Origin of the sequence: Microbacterium sp. T32 (assembly GCF_001619615.1) — a bacterium.
GTDB lineage: Bacteria > Actinomycetota > Actinomycetes > Actinomycetales > Microbacteriaceae > Microbacterium.
In genome coordinates, this window is the sequence record NZ_LQQP01000077.1 from 124,369 (window position 1) to 144,096 (window position 19,728).

General features: G+C 69.6%; 19 protein-coding genes, 1 tRNA gene and 1 pseudogene. 15 read left to right on the forward strand and 6 right to left on the reverse strand.

Annotated features, from left to right (window positions below; genetic code table 11):
• Positions 1–97: 97 nt before the first annotated feature.
• Positions 98–391, reverse strand: coding sequence for a helix-turn-helix transcriptional regulator (locus tag AVW09_RS18490; RefSeq protein WP_063259101.1), 294 nt, complete (start codon positions 389–391; stop codon positions 98–100).
• A 477-nt stretch (positions 392–868) separates the two neighbouring features.
• Here AVW09_RS18490 and AVW09_RS16625 point away from each other — a divergent pair, with 477 nt between their 5' ends.
• From AVW09_RS16625 to AVW09_RS16635, 3 genes are all read left to right on the forward strand, one after another.
• The gene (locus tag AVW09_RS16625; RefSeq protein ID WP_156496150.1) at positions 869–1,024 is read left to right on the forward strand and encodes a hypothetical protein; all 156 of its coding nucleotides are present in this window, start codon (positions 869–871) and stop codon (positions 1,022–1,024) included.
• Positions 1,025–1,515: 491 nt separating this feature from the next.
• Positions 1,516–2,091, forward strand: a complete 576-nt coding sequence (locus AVW09_RS16630) for a recombinase family protein (RefSeq protein ID WP_231901874.1) — start codon at positions 1,516–1,518, stop codon at positions 2,089–2,091.
• Positions 2,092–2,243: 152 nt separating this feature from the next.
• Positions 2,244–3,428 carry a tyrosine-type recombinase/integrase gene (locus AVW09_RS16635; RefSeq protein WP_156496151.1) on the forward strand — a complete coding sequence of 395 codons (1,185 nt, stop codon included), beginning with the start codon at positions 2,244–2,246 and terminating at the stop codon, positions 3,426–3,428.
• A gap of 69 nt (positions 3,429–3,497) precedes the next feature.
• Here AVW09_RS16635 and AVW09_RS16640 read toward each other — a convergent pair.
• Positions 3,498–3,571, reverse strand: a tRNA-Gly gene (locus tag AVW09_RS16640).
• A 190-nt stretch (positions 3,572–3,761) separates the two neighbouring features.
• Here AVW09_RS16640 and dcd point away from each other — a divergent pair.
• Entirely contained in the window at positions 3,762–4,367 is a 606-nt protein-coding gene (gene dcd / locus AVW09_RS16645) for a dCTP deaminase (RefSeq protein ID WP_063259105.1), read from the forward strand.
• A gap of 163 nt (positions 4,368–4,530) precedes the next feature.
• Here dcd and AVW09_RS16650 read toward each other — a convergent pair whose 3' ends face one another.
• Positions 4,531–5,313 carry a MarR family winged helix-turn-helix transcriptional regulator gene (locus tag AVW09_RS16650; RefSeq protein ID WP_063259106.1) on the reverse strand — a complete coding sequence of 261 codons (783 nt, stop codon included), beginning with the start codon at positions 5,311–5,313 and terminating at the stop codon, positions 4,531–4,533.
• Positions 5,314–5,423: 110 nt separating this feature from the next.
• Here AVW09_RS16650 and AVW09_RS17405 point away from each other — a divergent pair, with 110 nt between their 5' ends.
• A complete protein-coding gene (locus AVW09_RS17405) occupies positions 5,424–5,939 on the forward strand; it encodes a MarR family winged helix-turn-helix transcriptional regulator (RefSeq protein WP_082823052.1) in 516 nt (171 codons plus the stop codon).
• 72 nt (positions 5,940–6,011) lie between these two features.
• Here AVW09_RS17405 and AVW09_RS16660 read toward each other — a convergent pair whose 3' ends face one another.
• Entirely contained in the window at positions 6,012–7,394 is a 1,383-nt protein-coding gene (locus tag AVW09_RS16660) for an MFS transporter (protein ID WP_063259144.1), read from the reverse strand.
• A 150-nt stretch (positions 7,395–7,544) separates the two neighbouring features.
• Here AVW09_RS16660 and AVW09_RS16665 point away from each other — a divergent pair, with 150 nt between their 5' ends.
• From AVW09_RS16665 to AVW09_RS16695, 7 genes are all read left to right on the forward strand, one after another.
• Positions 7,545–9,296, forward strand: coding sequence for a DEAD/DEAH box helicase (locus AVW09_RS16665; protein WP_063259107.1), 1,752 nt, complete (start codon positions 7,545–7,547; stop codon positions 9,294–9,296).
• Positions 9,297–9,810: 514 nt separating this feature from the next.
• Entirely contained in the window at positions 9,811–11,679 is a 1,869-nt protein-coding gene (gene dnaK / locus AVW09_RS16670; protein ID WP_063259108.1) for a molecular chaperone DnaK, read from the forward strand.
• Positions 11,680–11,691: 12 nt separating this feature from the next.
• The gene (locus AVW09_RS16675; RefSeq protein WP_022879418.1) at positions 11,692–12,297 is read left to right on the forward strand and encodes a nucleotide exchange factor GrpE; all 606 of its coding nucleotides are present in this window, start codon (positions 11,692–11,694) and stop codon (positions 12,295–12,297) included.
• A gap of 8 nt (positions 12,298–12,305) precedes the next feature.
• Positions 12,306–13,289 carry a DnaJ C-terminal domain-containing protein gene (locus AVW09_RS16680; RefSeq protein WP_063259109.1) on the forward strand — a complete coding sequence of 328 codons (984 nt, stop codon included), beginning with the start codon at positions 12,306–12,308 and terminating at the stop codon, positions 13,287–13,289.
• 67 nt (positions 13,290–13,356) lie between these two features.
• Positions 13,357–13,800, forward strand: a complete 444-nt coding sequence (locus tag AVW09_RS16685) for a heat shock protein transcriptional repressor HspR (protein WP_063259110.1) — start codon at positions 13,357–13,359, stop codon at positions 13,798–13,800.
• A 276-nt stretch (positions 13,801–14,076) separates the two neighbouring features.
• A complete protein-coding gene (locus AVW09_RS16690; RefSeq protein WP_063259145.1) occupies positions 14,077–14,913 on the forward strand; it encodes an alpha/beta fold hydrolase in 837 nt (278 codons plus the stop codon).
• Positions 14,914–15,056: 143 nt separating this feature from the next.
• Complete coding sequence (locus AVW09_RS16695; protein WP_063259111.1) at positions 15,057–16,106, forward strand: helix-turn-helix domain-containing protein; 1,050 nt, start codon at positions 15,057–15,059, stop codon at positions 16,104–16,106.
• Positions 16,107–16,191: 85 nt separating this feature from the next.
• Here the strand turns inward: AVW09_RS16695 and AVW09_RS16700 are convergent, their stop codons facing one another.
• Positions 16,192–16,788, reverse strand: coding sequence for a TetR/AcrR family transcriptional regulator (locus AVW09_RS16700; protein WP_063259112.1), 597 nt, complete (start codon positions 16,786–16,788; stop codon positions 16,192–16,194).
• A gap of 151 nt (positions 16,789–16,939) precedes the next feature.
• Here AVW09_RS16700 and AVW09_RS16705 point away from each other — a divergent pair, with 151 nt between their 5' ends.
• Positions 16,940–17,797 (forward strand): helix-turn-helix transcriptional regulator, encoded by an 858-nt coding sequence (locus AVW09_RS16705; RefSeq protein WP_063259146.1) that lies wholly within the window; start codon positions 16,940–16,942, stop codon positions 17,795–17,797.
• 23 nt (positions 17,798–17,820) lie between these two features.
• On the opposite strand, the gene AVW09_RS16710 is transcribed toward AVW09_RS16705, so the two are convergent.
• The gene (locus AVW09_RS16710) at positions 17,821–18,813 is read right to left on the reverse strand and encodes a GlxA family transcriptional regulator (RefSeq protein ID WP_063259113.1); all 993 of its coding nucleotides are present in this window, start codon (positions 18,811–18,813) and stop codon (positions 17,821–17,823) included.
• A gap of 191 nt (positions 18,814–19,004) precedes the next feature.
• On the opposite strand from AVW09_RS16710, the pseudogene AVW09_RS18295 reads away from it, so the two are divergent.
• Both AVW09_RS18295 and AVW09_RS18495 read left to right on the forward strand, forming a co-directional pair.
• Positions 19,005–19,229 (forward strand): annotated as a pseudogene (locus AVW09_RS18295) (alpha/beta fold hydrolase); the annotation flags it as partial.
• Positions 19,230–19,377: 148 nt separating this feature from the next.
• Positions 19,378–19,722 (forward strand): alpha/beta fold hydrolase, encoded by a 345-nt coding sequence (locus tag AVW09_RS18495; RefSeq protein ID WP_442922758.1) that lies wholly within the window; start codon positions 19,378–19,380, stop codon positions 19,720–19,722.
• Positions 19,723–19,728: the final 6 nt, after the last annotated feature.

A 19,728-nucleotide genomic window follows, 5' to 3' on the forward strand; every position in this document is an offset into this window, starting at 1 on the left:
CGAAGTTATCCACAGGATCGACGTCAGCCGACCCCATCGCCAAAAATTAACCTGGCTCGGCGTGTCTTCGGCGTGTCGCGGGGTGCTTCCAATACGTTTATCGGCCCTCACCGGTTCCATAGATCGGCTTGAGTAGCTCGCCGAGGTCGACTTCGAGGGCCATCGCGAGCCGGTACCAAGTGATCAATGTGCCGCTCGTGGCGGCTCTGTTGGGGTCTCTGCCTGGGCCAATCCTCGGCTTGCCCGACTCCAACGCCACCAGCGTTGCGCGACCCACCCCGGCAGCGGCTGCGAGAGCGTCGTAGGACATGCCGCGGCTGCGTCGTAGCTGAGCTAGATGAACGCGAAGTGCAGCGAGGTCGGGTTCGGGAATCGGACCATCGCTTGGCACCTATTCACTCAACTGACACCCGGGCGCTGCTGTGTTATGTCTAGTCATCAGAAATGATGTCTAGTCGTCCTGATCCGAAGGAGCCTCATGTCAGGCGCAACACCAGGTCCTCCCGAAGGCTGGTATCTGAATCCCGAGTAGCCAGACACGCTTCGCTGGTGGGATGGTTCCACCTGGGGGCCGGTTGCTCCCAAGCCACCCCTGCCCCAAGCTCGCACATCGGTGAGTGCGCCCCATCCGCAGACGCAGGCCTACCTCTCGCCGCCCGCCCCACCGGCCCCGCGTGCGGTCCCAGGAACGCCGGCGCAGGGATCTCAGGCCTTCTGGCACGAGGGTCCGGAGGGGCCCCGTCCCTCTCTGCCCCCCAAGGTCAAGACTCTGAATAGCGCATGGGCCTTCGCCGCCGCTGCGATTCTCGTGCCCTTCATGATGGGCTCGCACCGCATGTATCTCGGTCGAATCGGAACGGGCCTACTGATGCTCGCTATCTGGCTGATTCCGTTCCTGGTGGTCACGTTCGAGATCGAGGAACTCCTCTTCCTCGTCGTCGTCGCTCCGCTGGTCGTATTCCCCTGGTGGGTGGTCGACGTCGTCAGGCTCCGTCGCTTGGTCGAGGACGCGAACTATCGGTGACTTCGTGTTAACCCCCAGTCGTTACCGTGCGCCTGTGGGAGTGATTCAGAGGCCAGAACCCGCTCGTCCGCCGGCTCATCGCTGCAATGCTCCCGACGGCGAGCCCTTCGGCACAGTCTGGCGGTGCGACGAATGTCGCCGCGCATGGGTTCTCGTGGGGTCTGGCCGATCGCAGCTTCCAGTATGGGTGCCAGCCATTCGAGGCCCATTCGGTCGTTGGGGTCCCGGCCTTGGGGCAGCTCTCGTCTCCTGGTTGGTAGTAGCCGGCCTAGCTGGGGCGGCGCTGGTCGTGACTTTGGCGATGATCGCGCTTCTATCCCGTGGACCGTACTAATGCGGGCGTCCTAATCCTTGCTTTTGAGAACGGCCGTCATCGGCCTTTCTCGCAACCGTCCGAAGTGCCCCCGCGTATCTAAATCCTGTATCCAAATTATTGCCGTCTCATCTGGGTTTTTCCTGACTTCTGATACCCCCCTAGGGTATAATTGGACGTGAGCAACCATCAGAGCATCGGCTACGTCCGAGTCAGCACGAACAAGCAGACCACCGACCAGCAGCGCGACGCCCTCGAAGCGGCCGGAGTCACCCGGATCTTCGAAGACGTGATGAGCGGCGCACGCTCAGACCGCCCCGGCTTGAAAGCCCTCCTTGAGTACGCCCGAGAGGGCGACACCATCACCGTTGTCGCACTCGACCGCCTGGGCCGCTCCATGACGCACGTCATCCTCACCATTGAGGAGCTGCAGGCCAGGGGCATCCTGCTTCGCTCGCTACGCGAGGGAGTCGACTTCACCCAGCCCGTCGGCCGAATGCTCGCCGGAATCTTCGCCAGCCTCGCCGAATACGAGCGCGCCCTCATCCGAGAACGAGCCGAGGCGGCCCGCGAGGCAGCCCGCCTGCGCGGCAAGCAGACCGGACGCCCCCGAGCACTGGACCAGGCGAAGGTCCGCCAAGCCTGGTCCCTCCGCGAAGCAGGATTCACACCCTCCGAGATCGCAGCGACGCTCAAGGTCAGCCGCGCCACCGTCTACCGGGCCTTCGACACCGCCAAGACCCTCGCCCACTGAACCGGGCGCTCAAGCGGGGAAGCGAAGCGACCACAAGGTAGCGCCGGGTAAACGCAGCCTGTGAATCGTTCGCCAAGGCGGACGCCCGACCCCGCTCACCTGTACAGACGTTGGGTGCCTTCTTAGCGCCCTTCGACTCTGAGGAGGAGACTGTGAAGCAGGAAAGCGCGAAGAAGGCTCGACGCCGCGCGTTCGGAAACGTGAAGCAGCTGCCTTCGGGCCGTTACCTCGCGAGATACACCGCGCCTGATGGTACAGCCAGGGCGGTGAAGGGGACCTTCACTACCAAGTCGGAGGCGGATTCGGCTCTCAACCGCATCCGCATCCAGCAGGAGGATCGGCTTTGGATCGACCCGCGCTCTCGGTCTCAAACGCTGAGCGAGTACCTTCCAACGTTTCTCGCTAACCGCAGGAATCGACAGGGTCAGCCGGTGGCACCCAAGACGAGGCAACTCGCGGACTGGCATCTTCGTGCCTTCATCCTCCCCGCTTTTGGAGACAGGCGTCTCGATCAGATCACGCGAGAGGAGGTGACCACCTGGCACGGCTCCCTCGAATGCGGCGCGGCCGTGAAGCGCCAGCTATACAGCCTTCTTCACGCCATCTTCACGATGGCCGCTAGTGACGGCCTGGTGCGCGAGAACCCGTGCCGCATTCGAGGTGCGGGGCAGGTCCCGGAGCCGAACCGGCCCTACTTCACACTCGCGCAGGCCGAGAAGGTCATCGAGGCTATGGAGGGCCCCGAGAAGCTCGTCGCGCAAATTGCCTTCCACGCTCAGTTGCGGATCGGTGAGGCGCTCGCGCTTCGATGGGCTGACGTCGACCTCGACGCCCGGACTCTACACGTTCGGCGTTCGGTGACAGAGAGCTACAACGCGCAGCACGAGGCAGCACCAAAGGGTGGGAGGTCCAGGTTCATCGGCATCGACGACGATCTGGTGACAATTCTGCGCGCCACTCCTCGCCGGCCGGCAAACGCCCGCGTCGCGGTTCGGTCGGACGGAGCTGTGATGCGCCATTGGCACGTCACCACGGTCTGGCAGCGAGCCCGAAAAGCCGTCGACCTCGAGCATTTCACGCTCCATGATCTCCGTGCCGCGGGTGCTACGGCGCTCTCGTATGAGGGAGTTCCTCTCCGAGCGGTGATGGATCACCTGGGCCACTCGACCACAAACGCGGCCCTGCACTACCAGCGCCGTGCGGAGACGCTCAAGCACGTCCAGGCGCAGGCGTTCGAGCGAGCCCTCGCCCGTTCCCGTGCTGAGCGTGACACAGCAGAGGCCACGGGGGATAAGAGCTCTGAGCTGCGGGGCGCTTATGGCACGTCTATGGCATGAGCCTCGGCCGCAACCCTCGGAACGAGGTAATCGAGCCCAGAGATACCAAGCGACGTTTGGGAATACATGTGGAGGGGCTGACGGGAATCGAACCCGCGCTGTCTGCTTGGGAAGCAGAAGTTCTGCCATTGAACTACAGCCCCGAGCGCCTGACGGCACTCCCGCCAGCATAACAGCGTCTCCCGTGGCATCCAGGTCGGGGTTCGTCTCCCGTGGGCGCCCAGATCACGTGACGTGGTCGAGCACGCACGCCGTGGCGCGGCATTGCGGGTGCACTCGCCCGGATCGCGTGATCTGGCGGACCCGCGCGACCCCACGCCCTAGGCTGGGCGCGTGCTGCTCTCCGATCGCGATATCCGTGCCGAACTCGCCGACGGACGCCTGGGGCTCGACCCCTTCGATCCGGCGATGGTGCAGCCGTCGAGCGTCGATGTGCGCCTCGACCGGTACTTCCGGCTGTTCGACAACCACAAGTACCCGTTCATCGATCCCGCCGAGGATCAGCCCGAACTCACCCGCCTCATCGAGGTGGAACCGGACGAACCGTTCATCCTGCACCCGGGTGAATTCGCGCTGGGCTCGACGTTCGAACGCGTCACGCTGCCCGACGACGTCGCCGCGCGCCTCGAGGGCAAGTCCTCGCTCGGGCGCCTGGGGCTGCTCACGCACTCGACCGCCGGGTTCATCGACCCGGGATTCTCGGGCCACGTGACCCTCGAGCTCTCGAACGTCGCGACGCTCCCGATCAAGCTCTGGCCGGGCATGAAGATCGGCCAGGTCTGCTACTTCCGCCTGACGTCGCCCGCCGAGAACCCATACGGGTCGGGTCCCTACGGCAACCGCTACCAGGGCCAGCGCGGCCCGACGGCGTCGCGCTCCGCGCTCAACTTCCACCGCACCGACGTCGGCACGACCGACGCCGGCTCCGCCGGGCGCTGAGCCCGAACACCGAACAGCCCCGTCGAGTCGACCTCGGCGGGGCTGTCCTGTTCTGCGTGATCGCGGTCTCGCGTCTGCGGTGCGGCGTCCGGCGATAAACGCGATTCCCGCGGAGAAACGCGTTGTGCACCCGTTTCCTGCCGCGAGAAGCGTATATCGATGGTCACTCGGATGCCGCGGGCTCACCGGATGCCGTCGACTCGCGGCCGCGGCTGAAGCCGGCGTCGAAGCCGCGCTCGTAGGCGCGCTGCGCCGCCCGGCGGTCGTCGTGGCCGTGGCCGTGGTGCGCGTGTCCGCCGCGGGGGTCGCATCCGCGACCGTGGCCGCCGCGGTGCCGCGGGTCGTGCTGCTCGGCGTCGGCGTGCGCGTCGGTATCAGGCTCGCCGCGCCAGCCCGGGCCGAACCCGGCGCCCGGACCGAACCCGGCGCCCGGACCGAAGCCGGGGCCGAACCCGGGACCGAAGCCGCGACCGAACTGGCCGAAACCGGGACCGAAGCCGCGCATGCCTGGCCCGCGCCCGCCGCGGCCGCGGGGGCCGAACGGCGCCGTGTCCGACTCGTCGAGACCGAGCGCCGCGGAGACCGCGTCGAGCGAGGCGACGAGACGTTCGAGCTCTTCGGCCGGCACGCCCGCGAGCAGCGCCGAGCGGTCGGCATCCAATCGGTCGAGGATCTCGCGACCCTCGGCGGTCAGGGCCCAGCCGTCGTCGGTGCGCTCGATCCACCCGCGCTCGGCGAGGGCGGCGAGGCGCTTGCCACCGCGGGCGAGGCGGTCGGCGATCCACGGGGCGTCGATGCGGCCGTCGATCGCGCGCAGCAGCAGGACGGTCTTGGGGTGGAGGTCGCTGTCGCGCAGCTGCGCGAGCAGGCGATAGTGCAGCGCGTGTCCGACCGTCGTGAGGCGGTGGGCGAGGCTGCGGGGATCCAGAGGTGTGGAGGTGTCCATGGGGTGTTCCTTTCGTGGGGCGGGATGTCCGCCGGTTACATGTCACGTGACAACGAATGTACTGTGACATGTATTCCGAATGCTTGTCAAGCGACATGTAAAATCACCGCATGACCGCCGACCCCGCCGACGAGATCGCCGCCGCCCTCGCCAAGATCCGTGGTCGTCGCCCCAGGCCGCCGTTCGGAGGAGGCTTCGGCGGCCCCCACCCGCACGACCACCGCGGTCACGGTCCACACGCGTTCCCCGGCGGGCCCCCGTGGGGCGAGCCCGGCCCGGGGAGGTTCGCCGGTGTCGCGCGCTTCCGCATGCTGGATGCCCTGCTCGCGGCATCCGGTCCGCTGTCGGTGAGCGAGATCGCCGAGGCCGTCGGTGTGGACCAGCCCCGCGCATCGCGCCTGGTTCAGCAGGGCGTCCAGATGCGACTCGTCGAACGCGAGCCCGATCCCGACGACGCCCGACGTCTGCGCGTCCGCCTCACCGCCGAGGGCGAGCGGCTCGTCTCGAGCCTTCGGGGCAGGCGGCGGGATGCCGTGCGCTCCGCGCTCGAGTCCTTCACCGACGCCGAGCGCGCCGACTTCGCCCGCCTCCTCGCGAAGTTCGCCGACGCCTGGCCGCAGGACTGACGCCGCGGCATCCCGGGCTGGCGATCGGCTCGCACGGCGGTGCGGGCCGGTCACAGCCCGGATGGTCCCGCGTCAGCGGATCGCGGCGCCCCGGTTCTGCACGGGGATCATCAGTGCCAGGCCCACGGCGAGGATCAGCACGATCCCGAGGATGCCGAGCCGCGTGTCGCCCGTGAGGCGCACGAACAGCGCGAAGAGCCCGGGCGCGAGGAACGACACCGCGCGACCGGTGGTGGCGTAGAGGCCGAAGATCTCACCCTCGCGACCCTCCGGCGTCGCCCGCGAGAGGTACGTGCGGCTGGCCGACTGGACCGGGCCGACGAACAGGCCGAGGCCGAGTCCCGCCACCCAGAAGAGCGGCTGCGAGGTGCCGATGAACAGGATCACCGTGCCGAGCACGATCAGGCCAACGAGCGAGAAGACGATCACGCGCTTGGGGCCGAAGCGGTCGTCGAGGCGCCCGGAGAACATCGTGCTGATGCCCGCGACGACGTTCGCGGCGACCGCGAAGTACAGCACTTCAGTGGACGAGAACCCGAACACCTGTGCCGCGATGATCGCGCCGAACGTGAACACTCCGGTGAGGCCGTCGCGGAACACCGCGCTCGCGACGAGGAACAGCAGCACCGGGCGGCTGTCGCGCCACAGTGACCGGAGCGTTCCCCACAGCACGACGTACGACTGGAAGAAGCCGATCCGCACCTTCCGGCTCTGCGCGGGGATCTCCGGCACGCGCACGAGCACCGGGATCGCGAACACCGCGAACCAGACCGCGGATGCCAGGATCGCCAGGCGGATGTTCCAGCCGCCGTCCTTGGGTACGGCGAGGAGGCCGGCGGCATCCGGATTCCCGAAACCCTGGATGAACAGGACCAGCAGGAGGAGGAGCAGCACGATGCCGCCGACGTATCCCATGCCCCAGCCGAAGCCGGAGACGCGCCCGATGTTCTCGCGCGTGGAGACCTGCGACAGCATCGCGTAGTAGTTGACGCTCGCGAACTCGAAGAAGACGTTGCCGACGGCGAGCAGCGTCGCGCCGAGGATGAGGTACGACGGCGTCCCTTCGACGAACACCATCGCGGCCATCGCCAGCACGATCACGCCGGTGTTGATGCCGAGCCACAGCTTGCGGCGTCCGGTTCCGTCGCTGCGCTGACCGAGCACGGGTGCGAGGAGCGCGACCACGATTCCGGCGATCATCAGGGCGTTTCCCACGAGGGCGGCGTTGTCGGCGAGTGCCTTGACCAGCTCCGGGTTGCGGTCGTCGTCACCCGCGGCAGCCACGATCGCCGGGTCGACGAAGTACGAGCTCGCCAGGTACGTGCTGAACACGAACGTCGTCACGACCGCGTTGAACGCCGCGGATCCCCAGTCCCACAGCGCCCACGCCAGGACCGGCCGCTTGCCTTCGACCGACGGGGCGGGAGGCGGTGGAGGTGCGGTGGGAGTGGACATGTCGCTCACGGTAAGACCCTTCGGTGAACGCGCGGATACGTCGGGCGCGCCCGCGCCGCCGCTGGCACGTGCGCTCAGGGTATGCCCTCGAACGGCCTCTGCTGCGGCCCCGAACGGGGGTTTCCCGGGGTGGCGGACTACCGTGGAGTCATGGCATCCGAATCCCCCGCCCTCTCCGCAGAGGCGGACACCGCCCCCGAGCAGCTCACGTTCGCCGATCTGGGACTGGATGCCGCCGTGCTCAAGGCCCTCAAGGACGTCGGCTACGAGACCCCGTCGGCCATCCAGGCCGCCACGATCCCCGTTCTGCTGCAGGGCCGCGACGTCGTCGGCCTCGCCCAGACCGGAACCGGGAAGACCGCCGCGTTCGCCCTCCCGGTGCTGTCGCAGATGGAGACCGGGCACAAGAATCCCCAGGCCCTCGTGCTGGCCCCGACGCGCGAACTCGCGCTGCAGGTGTGCGAGGCGTTCGAGAAGTACGCCGCGCATATCAAGGGCGTCTCGGTGCTCCCCGTCTACGGCGGTCAGGGCTACGGGCAGCAGCTGTCGGCCCTGCGCCGCGGCGTCGATATCGTGGTCGGCACGCCGGGTCGCATCATGGACCACCTCGACAAGGGCACGCTCGACCTCAGCGAACTGAAATACCTCGTGCTCGACGAGGCCGACGAGATGCTGAAGATGGGCTTCGCGGAGGACGTCGAGACGATCCTCGCCGACACCCCCGCCGACAAGCAGGTCGCGCTGTTCTCGGCCACGATGCCGGCGCAGATCCGCCGCATCTCCGCGCAGTACCTCAACGACCCCGAAGAGATCACGGTCAAGACCAAGACCACGACCTCGGCCAACATCACGCAGCGGTACCTCGTCGTGTCGTACCAGCAGAAGATCGACGCCCTCACCCGCATCCTCGAGGTCGAGAACTTCGAGGGCATGATCGTCTTCACCCGCACGAAGAACGAGACCGAGACCGTCGCCGAGAAGCTGCGCGCCCGCGGCTACACCGCCGCCGCGATCAACGGCGACGTCGCGCAGGTGCAGCGCGAGCGCACCGTCAACCAGCTGAAGTCCGGCAAGCTCGACATCCTGGTCGCCACCGACGTCGCCGCCCGCGGCCTCGACGTCGAACGCATCAGCCACGTCGTCAACTACGACCTGCCGATCGACACCGAGTCGTACGTGCACCGGATCGGCCGCACGGGTCGCGCCGGACGGAGCGGGGATGCCATCAGCTTCGTGACCCCGCGCGAGCGCCGCATGCTCACGGCGATCGAGAAGGCCACGCGTCAGCCGCTCACCGAGATGTCGCTGCCGAGCGTCGACGACGTCAACGCCACGCGTCTCACCCGCTTCGACGACGCGATCACCGCGGCTCTCGAGGACACCGCCGCGATCGCGACCTTCCGCGACGTCGTCGCGCACTACGTCTCGCACCACGACGTGCCCGAGGCGGACGTCGCCGCGGCGCTCGCCGTGGTCGCTCAGGGCGATACCCCGCTGCTTCTCGAGGAGGAGGCGATCGCGCAGCCGCGCTTCGACCGGGATCGCGACCGCGCGCCGCGCGACGGCGACCGCGACCGGGGCGACCGGGGCGACCGGCGCAGCAGCGACGGACGGTTCGCGACGTACCGCATCGCGGTGGGGCGTCGGCAGCGGGTCGAGCCGCGGCAGATCGTCGGGGCGCTCGCGAACGAGGGCGGCCTGCGCCGCAACGACTTCGGTGCGATCCAGATCCGCCAGGACTTCTCGCTCGTCGAGCTTCCGGCCGACCTGTCGCGCGACACCCTCAACCGGCTCACCGACACCCGCATCTCGGGTGTTCTGATCGATCTGCGCCTGGATCAGGGCGGCCGTTCCGCGAAGCGCAGCGACCGGCCGCAGCGCCGCGAGCGCGACCGCGACTGAGCCCGCGGCATCCCGTCCTCCGACGCCCTCGCGACCTGCCCGGTCGCGGGGGCGTCATGGCGTGCGGGGTGGCTCGCGGGGCCGGTGCGGGCGGTGCGTGTCCCACTTTGTGCGGTTTGGAGCTGATGCCGCCGCACATTGTGGGACATGCCCGTGTGGGCGGGCCCGGTGCGGGCGGTGCGCGTGCGGGCGGGGTCGGTGCAGGCGGTGCGTGTCCCACTTTGTGCGGTTTGGAGCGGCTGCCGCTGCACATTGTGGGACATGCCCGGTGGGCGGGGCCGGTGCAGGCGGTGCGTGTCCCACTTTGTGCGGTTTGGAGCGGCTGCGGCTGCACATTGTGGGACATGCCTACCCAGGCCGCCCACCCAGAAGTTGAGCCAATCCATATCAAGTCTGCTTGACGCCCGGAAGGGGCTGCGCTATCCTTGAGTCATCGCGGCTCAACCCGCGCAGCAGACTTCAGAAGCAACCCCGAGTCGTGGCATCCGCCCGGCTCATGATCAAGGAGACACATATGCCACGTGCAGTGGGAATCGACCTCGGGACGACCAACTCCGTCGTGAGCGTGCTCGAGGGCGGCGAGCCCAAGGTCATCGCCAACGCCGAGGGCTTCCGCACGACCCCGTCGGTCGTCGCGTTCACCAAGGACGGCGAGGTGCTCGTCGGCGAGACCGCGAAGCGCCAGGCCGTGACCAACGTCGACCGCACCGTCTCGTCCGTCAAGCGCCACATGGGCACGACCTGGACGTTCGACGTCGACGGCAAGAAGTGGACGCCGCAGGAGATCTCCGCGCGCATCCTCCAGAAGCTCAAGCGCGACGCCGAGGAGTACCTGGGCGACAGCGTGACGGATGCCGTCATCACGGTGCCCGCGTACTTCAACGACGCCGAGCGTCAGGCCACGAAGGAGGCCGGTGAGATCGCGGGCCTCAACGTCCTGCGCATCATCAACGAGCCCACCGCGGCCGCCCTCGCGTACGGCCTCGACAAGGGCAAGGAGGACGAGCTCATCCTCGTCTTCGACCTCGGTGGCGGAACCTTCGACGTCTCCCTCCTCGAGGTGGGCAAGGACGACGACTTCTCGACCATCCAGGTGCGCGCCACCGCCGGTGACAACCGCCTCGGTGGAGACGACTGGGACCAGCGCGTCGTCGACTACCTGATCACGCAGTTCAAGAACACGACCGGTGTCGACGTCTCGGGCGACAAGATCGCGCTGCAGCGCCTCAAGGAGGCCGCGGAGCAGGCGAAGAAGGAGCTGTCCTCGTCGACCTCGACGAGCGTCAACCTCCCCTACCTCTCACTCACCGAGTCGGGCCCCGTGTCGCTCTCCGAGACCCTCACCCGTGCGAAGTTCGAGGACCTCACCAAGGACCTCCTCGACCGCACCCGCAAGCCCTTCTCGGACGTCATCCGTGAGGCCGGCGTGAAGGTCGACGACATCGCGCACGTCGTGCTCGTCGGTGGCTCGACCCGCATGCCCGCGGTCGCCGAGCTGGTGAAGAAGGAGACCGGTCGCGACGCCAACAAGGGCGTCAACCCCGACGAGGTCGTGGCCGTGGGCGCAGCGCTCCAGGCCGGCGTCCTCAAGGGCGAGCGCAAGGACGTCCTCCTCATCGACGTCACCCCCCTGAGCCTCGGCATCGAGACCAAGGGTGGCATCATGACCAAGCTCATCGAGCGCAACACGGCCATCCCGACCAAGCGCAGCGAGACCTTCACCACCGCCGACGACAACCAGCCGTCGGTCGCGATCCAGGTCTTCCAGGGCGAGCGCGAGTTCACCCGCGACAACAAGCCGCTGGGCACCTTCGAGCTCACCGGTATCGCTCCGGCTCCCCGTGGCATCCCGCAGGTCGAGGTCACCTTCGACATCGACGCCAACGGCATCGTGCACGTGTCCGCGAAGGACAAGGGCACCGGCAAGGAGCAGTCGATGACCATCACGGGCGGCTCGTCGCTGCCCAAGGAGGACATCGAGCGCATGGTCCGCGAGGCCGAGGAGAACGCGGCCGAGGACAAGAAGCGCCGCGAGTCCGCCGAGACCCGCAACCAGGCCGAGACCCTGTCGTACTCGATCGAGAAGCTGATCAAGGACAACGAGGACAAGCTCCCCGCCGAGGTCAAGAACGACGTCCAGGCCGACGTCGACGCGCTCAAGACGGCGCTCGCCGGTGACGACGACGACGCGGTCAAGACCGCGTTCGACAAGCTCAACGCGAGCCAGGGCAAGCTCGGCGAGGCCATCTACGCCTCGTCGCAGGCTGCGGGCGAGCAGGCCGACCCCAATGTCGGCCAGCCGGGCAACGGTGAGACGCCGAACCCCGAGGAAGACGTCATCGACGCCGAAGTGGTCGACGACGAGACCGACGAGAAGAAGTAAGCGACAGAACTGATGGCACACAAGGACGACGAACAGCCCCAGGGCTCGGGCGCCGGTCCTGACGAGACGACGGGGCCGGAGGAGAACACCTCCGGCCCCGCGCCGTCGGACCAGACCCCGGATGCCGAGGGCCTCACGATCGACGACATCCTCGGCGCCGAGCAGACGCCGGAGGCCGCCGCAGAGGGGGCCTCTTCCGACAAGGAGGCCTCGCTGCTGATCGACCTCAAGCGCCTGCAGGCGGAGTACGCCAACTACCGTCGACGGACCGAGGAGCAGCGCGAGCGCGAGATCGAGCGCGCCAAGGGCGAGGCCGTGAAGGGCCTGCTGCCCGTCATGGACGACCTCGACCGCGCCGAGAAGCACGGCGACCTCGTCGAGGGCACCCCCTTCGCCGCGATCGGCGACAAGGTCCGTGCCGTGGCCGAGCGACTCGGCGTGGTGTCGTACGGCACCGCCGGCGAGCCCTTCGACCCGCAGCACCACGAGGCGATCTTCCAGGCGCCCACGCCCGGCGTGACCCAGGCCACCGTGCTCGAGGTCGTCGAGGTGGGCTACCGCCTCGGCTCCGTCGAGCTGCGACCGGCCAAGGTCGTCGTCGCCGTGCCGGTCGAGTAGGAGGACGCATGGCGAGTCAGGACTGGTTCGACAAGGACTTCTACAAGGTCCTCGGTGTCGACAAGGGCGTGAGCGCTGCCGATCTGAAGAAGACGTACCGCAAGCTCGCGCGCCAGTACCACCCCGACTCGAACCCGGGTGACGCGAAGGCCGAGGCCAAGTTCAAGGAGATCAGCGAGGCGTACGCCGTGCTGAGCGACCCCGAGCAGCGCGAGGAGTACGACCAGATCCGGGCCATGGGCTCGGGGGCGCGCTTCTCGGCTCCCGGGACGGCGGGCGGCGGTGGTTTCGACGACGTCTTCAGCCGGTTCGGGCAGCAGCGCGGGGGAGCGTCGGGCGGCTTCGAGGACTTCTTCTCGATGTTCGACCAGCAGGGCGGCGGCTTCGGCTCCGGCCGGTTCGGGCAGCCGTCGGGCGGGTTCCGCGGCTTCGGCGGCCCGCAGCGCGGCGCCGACGTCACGGCTCGCACGACGCTGGACTTCGTCACCGCGGCGAAGGGCGAGACGATCACGCTCCAGGGCGAGGACGGCGTGCCGTTCAAGGTCAAGATCCCCGCGGGCGTCGCCGACGGCCAGAAGATCCGGCTGCGCGGCCGCGGCCGCCCGTCCCCGGACGGCGGAGAGAGCGGCGACATCGTCGTAACGGTCGCGGTGCGGCCTCACCCGGTGTTCACCCGCGACGGGCTGAACCTGCGGCTGACGGTCCCCGTGACGTTCACCGAGGCGGCCCTCGGCGCGACGATCGAGGTGCCGACCCTCGGCGGAGACCCCGTGCGACTGCGTGTCGCCCCGGGCACCCCGTCCGGGCGGGTGCTGCGCGTCAAGGAGCGCGGCATCCATTCGTCCAAGGGCACCGGTGACCTGCTGGCCGAGGTCCAGGTGGCGGTTCCGAGCCACCTCGACGACGACGCCCGCGAGGCCCTCGAGCGTTTCCACGCGCTCGAACCGAAAGAGAATCCCCGCGCCGACCTGATGGCCAAGGCGCGGCAGTAACGCTGGACTCCTGGCATCCGTCACAATCGGATGCCAGGAGCAGGCGATCGACGAGAGAGGAGAGGCCGTGCCCGAGAAGGAAATCGATGAGGACGCGCCGATCTTCGCGATCGCCGTGGCCGCTGAGCTGTCGAAAATGCACCCGCAGACGCTGCGGCAGTACGACCGGCTCGGCCTCGTCGTGCCCGCCCGCACGCAGGGGGGATCGCGACGATACTCGAGCCGTCACGTGCAGCAGCTGCGCGAGGTCGCGCGGCTGTCGAACGAGGGCATGAGCCTCCCCGCGATCGCACGGCTGCTCGCGCTCGAGGAGCGCGTGCACGAACTCGCGCGCCGCGTCAGCGACCTGGAGCGGCAACTCATGGCGGAGCGCCAGGCGCGCCCCGGCGCGCGCGTGTTCGCCGCCGGAGCCACCGGTTCGGTCGTGACGCTGCGCCACGGTGCCCGCGTGCGCCGCGCGACCGACGTCGTGCTGTGGCGCCCGGGCGGGCTGCTCGACCCCGACGACTGACGCGCGTCTCGCCGCGGCGCTGAGGTTTCGCGTCCCGGCGCCGGGTCAGTGATTCGCGCAATGTCGGTTCGGATGGATGCCGTGGGGCTGAGGTTGTGCGGATCGCTGAGGTTGCGCGGCGCCACGTGACCCGCGTCTCGCCGCCGGTCGGACGATTCTCGGACGATTGTCGGATGCCTCTGTCCCCGGCCCCGCCTACAGTGAGGCATGTTCACCGGCGACGCCCCGGAACACACCCCCGGAGGGCGCTCGTCGAACATCCGAGCGGAGGCTGACATGCCATTTGTGACCACGACCGACGGTGCCGAGATCTTCTACAAGGACTGGGGCAGCACCGACGCCCAGCCCATCGTGTTCCACCACGGATGGCCGCTGTCGTCCGACGACTGGGACGCCCAGCTGCTGTACTTCCTCGACAAGGGCTACCGTGTCATCGCCTCCGACCGCCGCGGTCACGGCCGCTCGTCGCAGATCGGCACCGGCCACGACATGGACCACTACGCCAGCGACGTCAGCGCCGTCGTCGAGCACCTCGACCTGCACAACGCGATCCACATCGGTCACTCGACCGGTGGCGGCCAGGTCGCCCGCTACGTCGCGCAGTACGGTCAGCCGCAGGGTCGCGTCGCCAAGGCCGTGCTCGTCGCCGCCGTGCCCCCGATCATGCTGCAGAGCGACACCAACCCCGAGGGCACGCCGCTGTCGGTGTTCGACGGGTTCCGCGAGGCGCTCGCCGCCAACCGCGCGGAGTTCTTCGAGGCCGTGGCATCCGGCCCCTTCTACGGCTTCAACCGCGAGGGCGTCACCCCCTCGCGGCCCGTCATCGACAACTGGTGGCGCCAGGGCATGACCGGCAGCGCGCAGGCGCACTACCTCGGCATCAAGGCGTTCTCCGAGACCGACCAGACCGAAGACCTCAAGGCCATCACGGTCCCGGTGCTCGTGCTCCAGGGCGACGACGATCAGGTCGTGCCGTACAAGGCCGCCGCGCTCCTGCAGCATGAGCTGCTGCAGAACTCGACCCTCAAGATCTACGAGGGCTACCCGCACGGCATGCTCACGACGCATGCCGACGTCATCAACCCCGACATCCTGGCGTTCATCCGGGAGTAAGTCGGCTGCCGCACACGACGGCGCGCTCCCACCCGGGGCGCGCCGTCGTCGTTCCAGCGTGGGTGCGGCAGGGCCACGCGCGCCGACGCGGGCGTCCGTACCGTGGGCCGTACCCACTCGGACCGCACGTGAGGAGCCGCACGATGCACCCGCCGCAGATCGTCGACCAGTTGTCCCACGCGCTCGGGCGGCGCGTGACGATCCGCCGCGCCGACGAGCCCGCGGATGCCGCGGCCGACATCGCGTTCGGCGACGGCGCCGCGCTCCGGATCGGCGGCCGCACGCGCGCCCAGATCTCCGCGCGCGAGTGGGCGTTGATCGACGCCGCCGTGCACCTCCTCGACATGACGGTCGGGGCGAGTCCGGCCGCGCGGCGCGACCGCGTGTTCGCGAACCTCGTCGACGACGACTCGAGCGTGCGCCGCGACGCCCTGTGGGAGCTCCGCTCCCGCCGCTGGATCGACGGACGCGCGGACGGCATCGAGCTGCTCGCGGTCGTGCTCGACCCGGCACCGGAGCTGCGGATCGTCGCTCTCGGGCGGCGCCTGGCCACCGTCGTCCACGGTGCCCTGCAGTTCGTCGGCGCCCATCGCGGAGCCGCGATCTTCGTGGCATCCCGTTCCCTCGACCTCGACGCCCTGAACACGACGGTGGATGCCGAGGCCGCCGCGCAGGGCATGACCGCCCGGGGGTTCGCGCTGGCGGCGGGGTCGCCCGACGACGGCGACGTGGACGACGCGGTGTCGCGCGCGATCCGTTCCGCGCACCTGCGCGCGACGCTCCCCGACCAGGTGACGTCGGTGCGCGCCGAGGACCTCGGCGGCTGGGCGCTGGTGCAGACGCTGCCCCGGTCCCGCTCGCTGCTCGTGCAGGCGTGCCCGGCGGCGTTCGTCCTCGCGTCCGCGGAGGACCCGACGCAGCGGGACACCGTCGAGGCGTACCTGGATGCCGCCGGTCGCGCCTCGGTCGCGTGCCAGCGTCTGCACATCCACCGCACGACGCTGTACTACCGGCTCGAGCAGATGCCGGAGGTGGTCCGCGAGGCCCTGGCCGACGGCCTGCAGCGGAGCACGCTGCACCTGACCCTCAAGCTCCTGCGGCTGTGGGACGAGGAGCTGCGCCGCGGGGAGCCGGCGGCGGTGACGCCGGCCGCCCTGCCGCGCGAGCGCAGCGCGGAGCGACTGCGGGCGTAGGTCCGGCGCGTCGCTTCCGCCGGACGTGGGCAGCGGCGCGGCCGTGCGCAGCGCCCCGGGCCGCGGGCAGTGCCGCGGCGGACCGTCAGGCCGAGCGTGCGAGGAGCCGCGACGAGCGCGCCGCGAGGTCGCGCAACCGCTCCGGCTCCACGCGCAGGCGGCTGAGCTGCACGATGCCCTGCGAGGCGAGCACCGTCGTCTCGGCGGCGCGGCGCGCCTCCGCCGGCGTGAGGGCGATGTCGCGGGCGTCGGCGGTCGCGCGCAGCCGCGCGGTGAGCGCGGTCTCCATCTCGTCGATCGCGGCGTCGGCCACGGTGAGGACCTCGGGGAACCGATCGCCGAGCTCGGCGATGCTGTTGAGCATGAGGCATCCGCGGCGGTCCGGGTAGGAGAGGCAGTCGGCGACGACGCGATCGAGGTACTCCGCGGCGGCGGTCTCGAGGTCGGCGCTCGGTCCCGCCGGACCGCCGGAGGCGAGCTCGACGCGGGCCGCGCAGTAGCGGCCGAAGACGCGGAGGAACAGCCCGAGCTTGCTGCCGTAGCGCGCGTACAGGCTGCTCGTGCCGACGCCCGACGCCGTGGCGACCTCTTCGAGCGACGTGCGGTCGTAGCCGCGCGTCCAGAACAGCTCCTGCGCCGTGTCGAGCAGGCTCTGTTCGTCGTATTGCCGAGGCCGACCCATGAGGCAACGCTATCCCGTCGCCCCTGGGTGTTCTCAACGCACTCGTCCGGTTGCGACGCACTCGTGTCCGTTCGTGGAGCACGCGAGGAACCGCTCCCACCGAGAATTGGAGGGAGCATTCCACTACTCGCCGGAGGCTGATGTGCACGACATGGGGAGGCCATTGGCCGAGTTCCTCCGCGACCGCCGCGAGTCACTGACGCCCGAGCAGGTGGGGCTCCCGCGCGAGCCGCGGCGCCGTGTCCGGGGGCTTCGCCGCACCGAGGTCGCCGACCTCGCCGGCATCAGCAGCGACTACTACCTGCGCCTCGAACAGGGCCGGGGGCACCAGCCGTCTCGGCAGGTCCTTTCGGCGCTCGGCCGCGCGCTGCTGCTCGACGGCCCCGGCGAGGAGTACCTGCATCGCATCGCCGATCTCTCCGGCGACGCTCCGCCGCCCGCCGAGGCGGACGACCTCCCGGACGGCGTGGCCACCCTCGTCGAGCTCTACGCGGACACCCCCGCCTACGCCCTCAACGGCACCCTCGACGTCGTGGCCGTGAACGCGCCGGGGCGGCTGCTCGCCCCCAACCAACTGCGGATCGGGTCCAACCTCCTCGTCTCGGTGTTCGAGCACTTCCCCGACCCGCATTCGGAGCCGCACTGGCGCCGGACCGCCGAGACGCTCGCCGCCGCCCTCCGGTACTACGCCGATCCCCGCAGCCCGCGGCTGCGGACGCTCGTGGACGGGCTGTCGGCGAGCGATCCCCGCTTCGCCGCGATCTGGAGCCGCTGCGAGATCCGTCCGCACCGCAGCTCGTGGCCCATGGTGCATATCGAGCCGCACGGCTGGGTGGGCCTGCGCAGCGAGACCCTCGCCGTCCCCGGCACCTCGGGCTACACCGTCACGGTGTTCTTCGCCGAGCCGCGCACCCCGGGCGTCGCGGCTCTCCGCGATCTCGTCGCCCGCGCACGGGCGGAGGAGGGGGTGGATGCCGAACCCCTGGCATCCGTCCCGATCGTGCCGTAGACGCTCGGCGTGGGGACGCGGGTCTACGCCGCGGGCTCGTCGCCGGGGACGATCGCGACGCTCGGCGAGCGGAACCGCCGCTGATAGGCCGACGGCGTCGTGCGGTAGCGGTCGACGAACGCGCGTCGGAGGGCCGCGGCGGACGAGAAGCCCGCGGCCGCGGCGGACTCGGCGACCGTCCGTCCGTTCTCGAGCTGATTGACGGCGAGTTCCAGCCGCAGTGACGCGATGTACGCGCTCGGCGTGACGCCGAGCTCTTCGCGGATGACGCGGGTCAGGTGCCGCGGGCTGACGTTGACGTGCGCGGCGAGCTCGGTCACGGTCGTCGGCCGGGTCGGGTCGTTCGCGACGTACTCCGCGACCGCCTGCGCGAGGGGCGTGCGCGGAGCGGGGAGCTTCAGCGCCGCGGAGAACTGCGACTGTCCCGCCGAGCGGCGCATGTACACCAGCAGGTGCTGCGCGACGCTGCGCGCGACGTCGGTGCCGAGATCCTCCTCCAGCAGCGCGAGTGCGAGGTCGATCCCCGCCGCCACGCCGGCCGACGTGTAGATGTCCCCCTGGCGCGTGTAGATGCGCTCGGAGTCGACCTCGATGAGCGGGTAGCGGTCGGCGAGCATGTCGGCGAACTTCCAGTGCGTGGTCGCGGGGAAACCGTCGAGCAGGCCCGTCGCCGCCAGTCCGAACGCGCCGCTGCAGATCGACGCGACGCGGCGCGACCGCTGCGCGAGCGCCAGGATCGCCGCACGCAGCTCCGGGTCGTCGAAGACCGCCGGGGCCAGCTCGCTGCCGGGGATGATCACGGTGTCGAGCGGCCCGCTGTCGGCCGCCGCGCCATCGACGCCCAAGCGGAGCCCCATGAACGCCTCGACACCCTCACCGTTCGGCGAGAAGAACAGGATCTCGTAGGCGTCGGTCGCGAGGTTCGCCTCGGAGAACACCTCCGCCGGGCCGACGAAGTCCAATGCCTTCACCCCGTCGAACAGGAGGAAGCCGATGCGGCGACGTCCGGCATCCATGTCGTGTCCTCCGGGTGGTTCACGGGCGAGGGGATTCCACCACCCTCCCACCGATCGGGCCCGGGCACACGGCGATCTCTTCCGACAGGTGTCGCACGGGAGTCTCGACACCTGCCCCTGCCGGGTCCGGAACCCGGAGCGTACGGTGACCGGCACGGCATCCCCACCGCCCGCGAGAGGAACGCACCGACATGTCCGCATCCCCCACCATCGTCCTCGTCCACGGAGCGTTCGCCGACTCCGCGAGCTGGGCCCCCGTCACCCGTCTGCTGCTGGACAAGGGCTACACCGTGCGCGTGCCCGCCGTGCCCAACCGCAGTCTGCTCGGCGACGCCGAGTACATCCGCTCGGTCGTCGAGCACATCGACGGGCCGGTGATCCTCGCCGGGCACTCCTACGGCGGGGCCGTCATCACGGTGGCCGGCGTCGCCGAGAACGTCGTCGGCCTCGTCTACGTCTCGGGCTACGCGCTCGAGGAGGGCGAGAGCCTCGGCCAGTTGCAGGGCGGCTTCCCCGACTCCGACCTCGCCCAGCACCTCGTGTACACGCCGTTCCCGGTGGAGGGTGCCGAGGACGGCACCGACGTCTCGGTCGAGATCGCGGCGTTCCCCGACGTCTTCGCCGCCGGCGTCTCGCGCGAGACCACCGAGGTGCTCGCGGTGTCGCAGCGCCCGCTCGCGGCGCTCGCGTTCCGGGGAGGCCGCGCCCGTCGCCGCGTGGAAGACGAAGCCCGCGTGGGGCATCGTCTCGTCGGCCGACCACACCATCAACCCCGACGTCGAACGCTTCGGATACCAGCGCGCGGGCCTCCGTTCGGTCATCGAGCTCGACGCCCCGCACCTCGTGATGCAGTCCCACCCCGCGGAGGTCGCGAAGGTGATCACCGACGCGATCGCCGAACTGGGCTGAGGACTC

Bases quoted from the DNA above. Each gene is read 5' to 3' on its own strand.
- AVW09_RS16710 (WP_063259113.1), bottom strand. From the start codon at position 18,813: ATGGATGCCGGACGTCGCCGCATCGGCTTCCTCCTGTTCGACGGGGTG.
- dnaK (WP_063259108.1), top strand. From the start codon at position 9,811: ATGCCACGTGCAGTGGGAATCGACCTCGGGACGACCAACTCCGTCGTG.
- AVW09_RS16705 (WP_063259146.1), top strand. From the start codon at position 16,940: ATGGGGAGGCCATTGGCCGAGTTCCTCCGCGACCGCCGCGAGTCACTG.
- AVW09_RS16660 (WP_063259144.1), bottom strand. From the start codon at position 7,394: ATGTCCACTCCCACCGCACCTCCACCGCCTCCCGCCCCGTCGGTCGAA.
- AVW09_RS16695 (WP_063259111.1), top strand. From the start codon at position 15,057: ATGCACCCGCCGCAGATCGTCGACCAGTTGTCCCACGCGCTCGGGCGG.
- AVW09_RS16675 (WP_022879418.1), top strand. From the start codon at position 11,692: ATGGCACACAAGGACGACGAACAGCCCCAGGGCTCGGGCGCCGGTCCT.
- AVW09_RS16700 (WP_063259112.1), bottom strand. From the start codon at position 16,788: ATGGGTCGGCCTCGGCAATACGACGAACAGAGCCTGCTCGACACGGCG.
- AVW09_RS16650 (WP_063259106.1), bottom strand. From the start codon at position 5,313: ATGGACACCTCCACACCTCTGGATCCCCGCAGCCTCGCCCACCGCCTC.
- AVW09_RS16625 (WP_156496150.1), top strand. From the start codon at position 869: ATGCTCGCTATCTGGCTGATTCCGTTCCTGGTGGTCACGTTCGAGATC.
- AVW09_RS16680 (WP_063259109.1), top strand. From the start codon at position 12,306: ATGGCGAGTCAGGACTGGTTCGACAAGGACTTCTACAAGGTCCTCGGT.
- AVW09_RS16665 (WP_063259107.1), top strand. From the start codon at position 7,545: ATGGCATCCGAATCCCCCGCCCTCTCCGCAGAGGCGGACACCGCCCCC.
- AVW09_RS16690 (WP_063259145.1), top strand. From the start codon at position 14,077: ATGCCATTTGTGACCACGACCGACGGTGCCGAGATCTTCTACAAGGAC.
- AVW09_RS17405 (WP_082823052.1), top strand. From the start codon at position 5,424: ATGACCGCCGACCCCGCCGACGAGATCGCCGCCGCCCTCGCCAAGATC.